The following is a 772-nucleotide window of genomic DNA, read 5'->3' as shown; positions in this document are numbered from 1 at the left end:
ATTTCCAACTGCGCACCATCTTGTAGTTTCATCATTATCTACTGCATATCTAGCATAATTTCCTGGTTGCTCCGATGATACTGTAACAGATTTTCCAACGGCAATATTTCGATACAATGCTTCTTTAGATTCCAGTTTCTGGGCTCCACCAACCCATGGAGTATGTTGTCCGTCTGGCACAAACTGTCCTTGGTAGGGTAAAGTGCTTACACTTGTAGTTGCTGATCCCAGACCTTCTGAAGTGGCAGTAATTTGTATATTCCCACTTATGCCAGAAGTTCTTACAAATGCGAAGCCTATTCCTCCTTCTACATTCTGTTCTTCTACGCCAATTCGAGGAATGCCTTGGCCTACAAGCTCACCTTCCCCAGTTACGGAGATTTTAATGGTACGATTGTTTGTCGGAACTATGGTTCCGTTTTCATCAACAACCTTGAAATATACCGGTATTAAGTCAGAGCCGTCCGCTACAGGTTTTATACCTCTATCACGCACTTCAATTTCTAGTCGATTTGCCTGATCTGGTGTTCTAACAGTGTGGGTTTTTACAACATTTCCATCTAAAATTGCCTCAGCTCTAAGTTCTCCCGCAACAAACTGGCCCAGTTCAAATGTGAATATCGGGCTGCCACCTTTTCCTACTATATTAGGTACAGCCTTTGAAGCCTCTTCTCTTGTCATTTCTTTCACCAATACATGGTTTTGATATAACTTAACAGAATCACTATTGCTGAATACATGGACAGAAAGACTAGATGTAGGAGAATACGTG

General features: G+C 41.7%; 1 protein-coding gene. It reads right to left on the bottom strand.

All coding sequences use genetic code 11. The features are described from left to right. Positions 1-681: hypothetical protein (locus tag AC1DWN_RS34655; protein WP_477563332.1), on the bottom strand; the 681-nt coding region annotated here is incomplete at its 3' end. Positions 682-772: the final 91 nt, after the last annotated feature.

The sequence above is a fragment of the Paenibacillus sp. P4_A7 genome (genome assembly GCF_056402455.1).
The sequence above is the reverse complement of the archived record's forward strand: the minus strand, read 5'-3'. Positions and strand labels throughout refer to the sequence as shown.